The organism is Novipirellula artificiosorum, from assembly GCF_007860135.1.
Taxonomy (GTDB): domain Bacteria; phylum Planctomycetota; class Planctomycetia; order Pirellulales; family Pirellulaceae; genus Novipirellula_A; species Novipirellula_A artificiosorum.
The window spans coordinates 1-7,854 of sequence record NZ_SJPV01000045.1; the positions used below are offsets into that span (position 1 = coordinate 1).

At 52.4% G+C, this 7,854-nt stretch carries 5 protein-coding genes and 1 pseudogene; 2 read left to right on the plus strand and 4 right to left on the minus strand.

Translation table 11 applies throughout. From position 1 onward, the window contains the following. Nucleotides 1–128: 128 nt before the first annotated feature. From Poly41_RS34690 to Poly41_RS33515, 3 genes are all read right to left on the minus strand, one after another. Nucleotides 129–290 carry a hypothetical protein gene (locus tag Poly41_RS34690; RefSeq protein ID WP_197231994.1) on the minus strand — a complete coding sequence of 54 codons (162 nt, stop codon included), beginning with the start codon at nucleotides 288–290 and terminating at the stop codon, nucleotides 129–131. 46 nt (nucleotides 291–336) lie between these two features. Beyond that, entirely contained in the window at nucleotides 337–546 is a 210-nt protein-coding gene (locus Poly41_RS33510; RefSeq protein WP_146531732.1) for a hypothetical protein, read from the minus strand. Between the two features lie 249 nt (nucleotides 547–795). Beyond that, complete coding sequence (locus Poly41_RS33515; RefSeq protein WP_146531733.1) at nucleotides 796–1,056, minus strand: hypothetical protein; 261 nt, start codon at nucleotides 1,054–1,056, stop codon at nucleotides 796–798. Nucleotides 1,057–1,830: 774 nt separating this feature from the next. Between Poly41_RS33515 and Poly41_RS33520 the strand changes: the two genes are divergently transcribed. Next, nucleotides 1,831–2,388 (plus strand): ECF-type sigma factor, encoded by a 558-nt coding sequence (locus Poly41_RS33520; RefSeq protein ID WP_146531734.1) that lies wholly within the window; start codon nucleotides 1,831–1,833, stop codon nucleotides 2,386–2,388. Between the two features lie 332 nt (nucleotides 2,389–2,720). Further along, on the plus strand, nucleotides 2,721–7,124 hold the full coding sequence (locus Poly41_RS34695; protein WP_231616157.1) for a protein kinase domain-containing protein: 4,404 nt from the start codon (nucleotides 2,721–2,723) through the stop codon (nucleotides 7,122–7,124). A gap of 396 nt (nucleotides 7,125–7,520) precedes the next feature. On the opposite strand, the pseudogene Poly41_RS34700 reads toward Poly41_RS34695, so the two are convergent. Next, a pseudogene (locus tag Poly41_RS34700) lies at nucleotides 7,521–7,854 on the minus strand (OmpH family outer membrane protein); the annotation flags it as partial.

Sequence of the window (7,854 nt, forward strand, 5' to 3'; positions counted from 1 at the left end):
GCGTTCACTCGAAACCCTCCGTTGAGTAAGTGGATTGAAGTCTTCGTAACCTCCAATACACCCGCAAAACGCTGAGGGTTTTCGAGTTTTTCTCATTTTTCTAAATTAGGCAGTCGCTTGATTGAGGCCTAGTTGCTGGAGTTCATCGAGCAGCACTTCCATGCAGTAGGGAACATAGAAAAGATTTCGCGATGTGACACGTTGGTCATCGCGGCATGATTCGCTTGAACAGTTTTCGCTGCCGTTTGCTTTTGCATCCTGGCGACTTCGCGAGTGATGTTCAGCGACATCGTGTGAATCCTCTCTTTGGGTTCGGACTGAAGGGTTTGTTAACTGTTAAACCACAGTGAGCCCTGAGTCGCCCGAAAGCTCAAGCCGAGAGGCGGACGGATCGGCAGGAATTGCCAAAGAAGAATAATCATCGCCAGATTGGTCGCAATCGAGCGCACAGCGTCGATTCATTCGCACCAAGCTGCACGCCAACAGGATGGCGATTTCGTTTCGTCGCTGTTCAGCTGAAATCAGGGTCTGTTCGTCGAACGACATGCAAGTACCTCCACAAAAAGAGTCACTCACATCCGCCCACGCTGTGCGTCAAAGCCAGAAGTCGAGAAGGAATTCGGGGTAACCACCGCCCCTACCACTACCTACCCCATTGCATCCAATTCCGACGATGGAAAATGGGAAAAAGAGTCGATTTGAAAAATAGAGAACGTGCATCAAGTTGGAAAGCCGGATTGCCTGCACGGTCTGCAGGCGATCCGGACTTGACCCACTGCTGCGACAGTCCCACGGCTACCTTGCTTTTCGGAATTGCGGACGGCGTCCACGTCTCCGCTCTCTGGGCTCTGTGTCAGCGGGCAGACCGAGCTTGTCACGAACGAAGTTGTTGAGCGAGATCCGGTGGGACTGAGATCGGATATTGAGCGACTCCCGCTCGTCCTCCGTCAACCGGATAGTGATTAATTTGTCTCGCGGAATTCGCTCAGAAAGATCGTCCGTTGACTCTGGCTCATTGAGGTAGTCGGATTCATTGAAATTGGCAACTTGGATCATGGTTGGTGTCTCCTCAAAGGATCAGGGAAATGTGAATGCTGATCCCATTGTGCGAGGGTGCTGTGACAAGTCTGGTCAAACAGAAATATATTCTCCAAAAAATTTGGTTCTGAGTTCGTCCACGTAGTGCGCGTTGTTCGGCAAACCACACGACTTCGCGTCAGGTATGGCCATTGCCACGTGTAACACTACCATGGGCCATGCAGGGCGCACTGCGAGGCACACTGCCACGATCCGTCGTCACCGTTCGAAAAGTCGGGGTAAAATTCACATCGCAACGAGCTTGAAAGGAGCGACGATAGGTAAAACACGAGGTCAAAACGACTTGCTGCGGGACTAACCATTTTCCCCTGAGCGATGAATATCAGGGAACATACGAACAGAAAGATAGTTCTGCTTCTACGGTGTCGGCCACCGGAGCATCGAAACTGTTGTCGGAGTTCAGTTCGGTGTCCGCCACCTACCGCACTTCAGTGATGGCTTATCCCCAAAGGTGTGTCTCTCTTGATTCGAGGTTGATGCCACCTTGAGACTCTCGGCGAAGACGTGGGCTAAGGTCCCCACTCTTAGCTGCTTCCGTTGACTCATGATTCTTTCAGTTAGTTTGGCGGCTGCCCGCTGGGGAACAGTCAGCAGTGTCACGAATCCGTTTGTCCTCACGGCAGACTTTGGCGAATTATTCCTGTAGAGAGCACCGACGACCGATTACGGTCGCTATACTCGAGATGTCAATGATAACTGAACTTGCGATGATGGCTGCTATTCCCACAGAATATGAGTGATGTAACGCGCCTACTCCACGAGATCGAGCACGGGGATCCCGTTGCGTCGGAACGGCTTCTGCCTCTCGTCTATGATGAACTACGTCGGCTCGCGTCGTACAAGCTGGCGTCCGAGAAGAGCAACATGACCTTGCAAGCCACGGCGCTAGTACACGAAGCCTACATACGACTTGTCGACACCGATCGGATTCAAACCTGGGAAAGTCGTGGGCATTTCTTCGCTGCCGCGGCGGAAGCCATGCGAAGGATTCTCATTAATCGTGCGCGTGACAAAGGAAGGCTAAAGCGAGGTGGAGACAGGAAGCGGATCAACCTTGATGCCGTCACGGTTGCCGTAACATCTGACCCCGCGGATCTGCTTGCATTTGATCAGGCATTGGAGCAGTTAACCGACGAGGATGCGGTGTGTGCTAAATTAGTGAAACTACGGTTCTTTGCGGGTTTGACGCAGGGCGAAGCCGCCGATGCGTTAGGGATCGCTCGACGAACCGCCGATCGCTACTGGGCATATGCGCGAGCGTGGCTATACGACTATTTGGACGCCACGTAGCAGCGTCGCTTACGATTCGGCGCGGCTGGCTGCCAGGAGCGGCCACGCAATTCACGTGCAGGAAAAAAAGAAATTATTGGCGCAATCTGCGAATAAACGGGGCATTAGTATTTAAACCCCAGAACCCCGGAGACAGTGCGATGCCCGACGTTCAACGAAGCGCCCGAGAGATTTTCGGAAAAGCAATCGAGCTTGAATCAGAAGAGGAAGTGCAAAATTTTCTCGCGGGATCCTGTCAGGACGATGGCGACCTCCGAAGTCGAGTAGAGCGTCTTCTGCAAGCACATCGGGATTCTGGTCAGTTCCTACGCGGGCCCGAAACCACGATGCAAATGCCCTCTAGGCAAGAATGCGCCGGGACGCAGATTGGGCGATACAAGCTTCTCCAGGAGATCGGCGAAGGCGGCATGGGCGTCGTCTTTATGGCCGAGCAAGAACATCCAGTACGCCGCAAAGTGGCACTGAAGATCATCAAACCCGGAATGGACACAAAGCAGGTCATTGCTCGGTTTGAAGCTGAGGAGCAAGCCCTCGCACTGATGGATCATCCGAACATTGCTCGTGTTTTGGACGCCGGATCAACCGATACGGGACGACCATTCTTTGTCATGGAGCTTGTTCGCGGTGTTCCAATAACGAATTATTGCGACAAGAACCAGCTTACACCCACTGAGCGAATTCGCCTCTTTATCGATGTTTGCATGGCGGTCCATCACGCGCATTACAAGGGCATCATTCATCGAGACATCAAACCAAGCAACGTACTTATCTCGTTGCACGATGGAAAACCAGTTGTGAAGATAATCGACTTTGGAGTCGCAAAGGCAATTAATCAGCGTCTTACGGAACGAACGCTGTTCACCGAATTGGAACAACTTGTCGGTACGCCACTTTACATGAGCCCCGAGCAGGCCGAAATGAGTGGCCTGGATGTGGATACTCGTACGGACGTCTATTCTTTAGGCGTGCTGCTCTATGAACTGCTCACGGGTACTACACCCTTCGACCGTGATAGGCTCAATAGTGTGAGTTATGACGAGGTCCGAAGAATCATTCGCGAAGTCGAGCCACCCAAGCCAAGCACGCGCATCAGTACGCTTGGAGAAACGTTGTCGACTATATGTGAGCTACGAAAGACGGAGCCCAACAGACTTTCGTTGCTGATTCGCGGTGACCTTGACTGGGTCGTCATGAAGGCTCTCGAGAAAGATCGTACCCGTCGCTACGATTCCGCGAAAGCACTGGCAGACGACCTGAGTCATTACCTCGCCGACGAACCGGTCGAAGCCTCTCCGCCGTCGAAGACGTACCGGCTCAAGAAATCGATTCGACGTCATAGGCTAGGCGTAACATATTCGATAATCGCGATCTTTTTCATTGGGATTGTCTCGCTGGTTCTATACAAGTCATTTCTCGCACATATCGATAGCGAGAAAGCAGCTCAAATTGCTGCCGAGCGTGATCGAGCCCACAAAGAATCGATCCCGGCGATTCGCCAATTGCTGGCGGAAGAAAAGTACGCTGAGGCGTACAGCGTTGCGCGGCGCACGCAGAAGCTCTTGCCTGATGATCCGACACTTCTCGACCTTTGGGACCAAACTGCAATCATTGCGAACGTGACCAGCGAGCCAAGCGGTGCCCAAGTGTTCGTACGAGATTGGCGCGACGAGAACAGCACGTGGGCAGATCTCGGAACAACACCTCTGGAGCGAGTTCGAATCCCGCGCGGACCCTTACTCTGGCAATTCAAGAAAGAGGGTCATGCACCGCTCGTAACAGTTAGAGAGTTGGAAGCACGAGGCACGACAAGTGTCAATTTGGACTCGACGAGCCAGTTGCCGCCGGGGACCGTGCGCGTCGTGCCAGGCGATGACCGGCGGCCTTTCTTTGTCGACAAATTTGAAGTCACAAACCGACAATTCAAGGAGTTTGTCGACGCTGGAGGATACGAACGCCAGGAGTTTTGGCAGCATGGGTTTATCGACGACGGAAAAAAAATCTCATGGAAAGAGGGCATTCAAAGATTTACAGACTCGACGGATCAATTGGGACCGGCAACTTGGAGCGAGGGAGGCTACGCGGACGAGATGAGTGACCATCCGGTTGCGGGCGTCAGTTGGTACGAAGCGGCTGCATACGCGGCTTACGCAAAAAAGAGCTTGCTGACGGTTGAAGACTGGGACCTCGCCGCCAACCGCACGGATTTCAAATACATCGTGCCTTATGCCAACTTTTCCGGGGAAGGCTCGCAAGAGGTCGGCGTGAATCACGGCATAGGGAAGTATGAAGTTTACGACATAGCAGGCAATGTGAAAGAGTGGTGCGTGACGCCAAACATCGACGGGCTGCGGTGCATGCGTGGTGGGGCGTGGGACGAACCCGATTATGCATTCGGGGTCATCGAGACGCACTCGCCATTCGCGCGTGACGAAACGTTTGGCATTCGATGCGCAAAGTACGACGAGCTACCTGAGGTCGTAGTCCACGCTGAGGCCAATTTCACACCTCCAACGTATGTGCCAACCGCACAAGAGATAAGTCAGTTTTCTCTCGCATTTGACTACGAAAAGGATTTACCGCTCAATGTGGAACTGGTCAGTCGTACGGCTGAGATCGACGGACTCGTTCATGAGACGCTAAGAATCAATACGGCATACGACGGCGAACGCATGACCCTTCATATGTTTCTCCCGCCAAGACGATCTGCACCCTTCAAAACAATCGTCTATTTTCTAGGAGTGGGCACGAGACAGCATCTTCGCTTTGCAGACGCTACTCGTGGCATTGATTGGCGTTTACCTGCTTCGATTGCTAAATCGGGTCGAGCAGTATGTTGGCCTGAAATACAGGGGACATTTGGCCGACAAGACCACCATGTAAGTGGAGCAACTGCGGACATTCACCGCACAAAAGATATTTTTCGCGCGATTGATTACCTGGAAAAGCGCGGTGACATTGACATGGAATCGCTGTCCTACTTGGGCTTTAGTTGGGGAGCTGGGCACGGTCCTCGAATAGCCGTGTTAGAGGACCGCCTCAAATCTTGTGTCTTTCTTGCTGGCGGACTGTTTGTTGGGCCGACGCCTGAAACCAGTCCCGCAAACTACGCTCCGCATATTAGCATCCCCGTACTCATGGTAAACGGAGCACATGATCAACATCCACTTGGCAAAAAGCGAGATCTACTTTTCAATCGGATACCTCCGTCTGTACGCAGCCGGACGTACATCGACAGCGCTCACGCGAATTTTCAAACGAGTGACGTTATTGATCAACTCGACGCGTGGGAGCCGACCCGGCTTGACGCAATCGCGGGAACTAAACGAGAAGCAGTCATAAGTCACGAAGGCCAAATTTCACAATTGAAATCAAGATCGAAGGCGCTTGTGCAAGCTGGCAAGTACTCTGAAGCTGAAGCCATCCTGACGGAGGTAATCACCAGGCAAACACATTTGCTTGGAGGCTTGCATCGAGAGACGCTGAATTCAACAATGGAATTAGCAAAGACCGTGCAGGCAATTCCTGGAAGAGAGCGTGACGCAATCCAGTTGTACGAAGAACTGCTTCGACATCAACGTGAAGAATTTGGTGAAGACGACTCGGATGCCTTCCAAACGATCGAATCAGCTTGCACATTTGTAAATAATATCGCTTGGGAGATGACCAAGGACTCAGGGACCACTCAGGATACGCATCGGCAAGCGGTTGAGCTGCTAAACCGCTTGGCTCGACTTCGGCCAAGAAAAACGAATTTTGCATTCTGGCTGCTCGCAAGGTCCCACCTCAAACTCGGTCAGCCGGAGCAGGCATTGGCGGCGCTGAACAAGAGTTATTCCATCGACGACGGCGCATGGATTGGTCAGTGGTATATCCACTGTCTTGCACTTGAGGCGGTTGGCGATCGACAATCTGCACGCGATTGGTTCTTGGCTTGCGAGGAACTGCTCCCAAAATCCAGTCCCAACTTCTCAGAAGTCTGGAACCTCAGACATTTGGCGGCGAGTCGCCTTAACTTCGTTGAACTGGCAGACTTGCAAAATGTTGACATCAACGAGCAGATTGCACTTTACGACCGATTGATCACACAAAACCCAGACAATTCTCTGCTTTACTACCGCCGGGGACTGTGCCATTGCCGAACGTCGAACTGGATGTTTGCATCGAGTGATTTTGCGGACGCTGCCCGCCTGCGGCCAGAGATCAGCTTTTACTGGAGCGCGTTGGCAGTAGTAAGCGCCCACCAAGAGAACTGGGAAGAATACGCTAGAGTGACTGGTAGAATCGTGCCCTTACTCGCATCTGAAAACAATGAAGAGTTTCGGACCCAGGGTGTGCTTGCCTGCCTCGTGGGAAGAAATGAGGATCTACCCTTTAATGAGTTGATGAACTTGAGCAGCGGCGAGTCGTTTCGGACGCAACTCGCTCGTTGCATGGTTCATATTCGGTCCGGCGAATTCGAAAAGGCACTAGAAAACTGGCCTCAACAACCTGACCAGCGAGCGCCAATATCGTTCGCCTTTGAGTCGATGGTGCATGCTAAACTTGGAAACGCCTATTCTGCTCGAAAGGTGCTCACCCAGGCGAAGGAGCTCGGTAACCGCCAGTTGAATACTGCCGCTGGACCGGAGCTTCACTGGCAGATTCAGGATCGCCCAATTCTGTGGTGTATCCTTCAGATCGCATTGAGAGAGGCCGAAGCTGCGGTAAACACGGCAGCGCCAATCACTGCGTTGTAAACGCGGGAGATCTTACGCCGTGATCACCGGTTTACTGCTGGATGATTCTAACCTCGATTACGATTGAGATCGCTACCCAATCCTACTTGGCGATGGGAACCATAGATCCCGAATACGGGCAAGCAGACTCTCGGATTGGAAGGCTCCCGCCCGGCGAATCTCGTCATTCGTACTAGCTGACAAGGAAACGTAAACAATACTTACCGAATCTGGCTTCACGGTGCCGAACTGAATCCGGCTTCATCGACCGACGCGAGTCCGCGGGATTGCTTCGATGCACACTTCCCGAAATCGAGGACTGCCCGACGAGGAAACTGCGCTGAATCTGCTAACTTACAGCGCTGATCACACTGAAGCGGCGAAGCGGATTGCTTCAAGAGCTTTGCGCAAATGGGGTCAACGGTTCATGTTCGACGATGTGTTGACAATGGTTGCATCTTGCGACGTGTTCGTCTGTTCTTCCAAATACCGCATCACGGTGTTGGTCATGTTAATTGTGCTGTCGTGATAGACGACGTTCCTCATGACACCACGGAAGACGGATTCGTTTTGCTCCAAATCCATTTCTTCGCTGCTAAAATTAAGCACGAGCTGGATGTTATAATCGGTCGCGACGGCCCGCAACGCGGCAGCAATTTGATGATAACTGTCGTAATAGATTCTGGCCTCGGCTTCACTCAGCTCTCTATGTTTGTGAACCCGGGGCAACCGCAATTGTGATTCTAAATTC

Coding starts and splice junctions, on each gene's coding strand:
- Poly41_RS33515 (WP_146531733.1), bottom strand. CDS start 1,056: ATGATCCAAGTTGCCAATTTCAATGAATCCGACTACCTCAATGAGCCA.
- Poly41_RS34695 (WP_231616157.1), top strand. CDS start 2,721: ATGCCCTCTAGGCAAGAATGCGCCGGGACGCAGATTGGGCGATACAAG.
- Poly41_RS33520 (WP_146531734.1), top strand. CDS start 1,831: ATGAGTGATGTAACGCGCCTACTCCACGAGATCGAGCACGGGGATCCC.
- Poly41_RS34690 (WP_197231994.1), bottom strand. CDS start 290: ATGTCGCTGAACATCACTCGCGAAGTCGCCAGGATGCAAAAGCAAACG.
- Poly41_RS33510 (WP_146531732.1), bottom strand. CDS start 546: ATGTCGTTCGACGAACAGACCCTGATTTCAGCTGAACAGCGACGAAAC.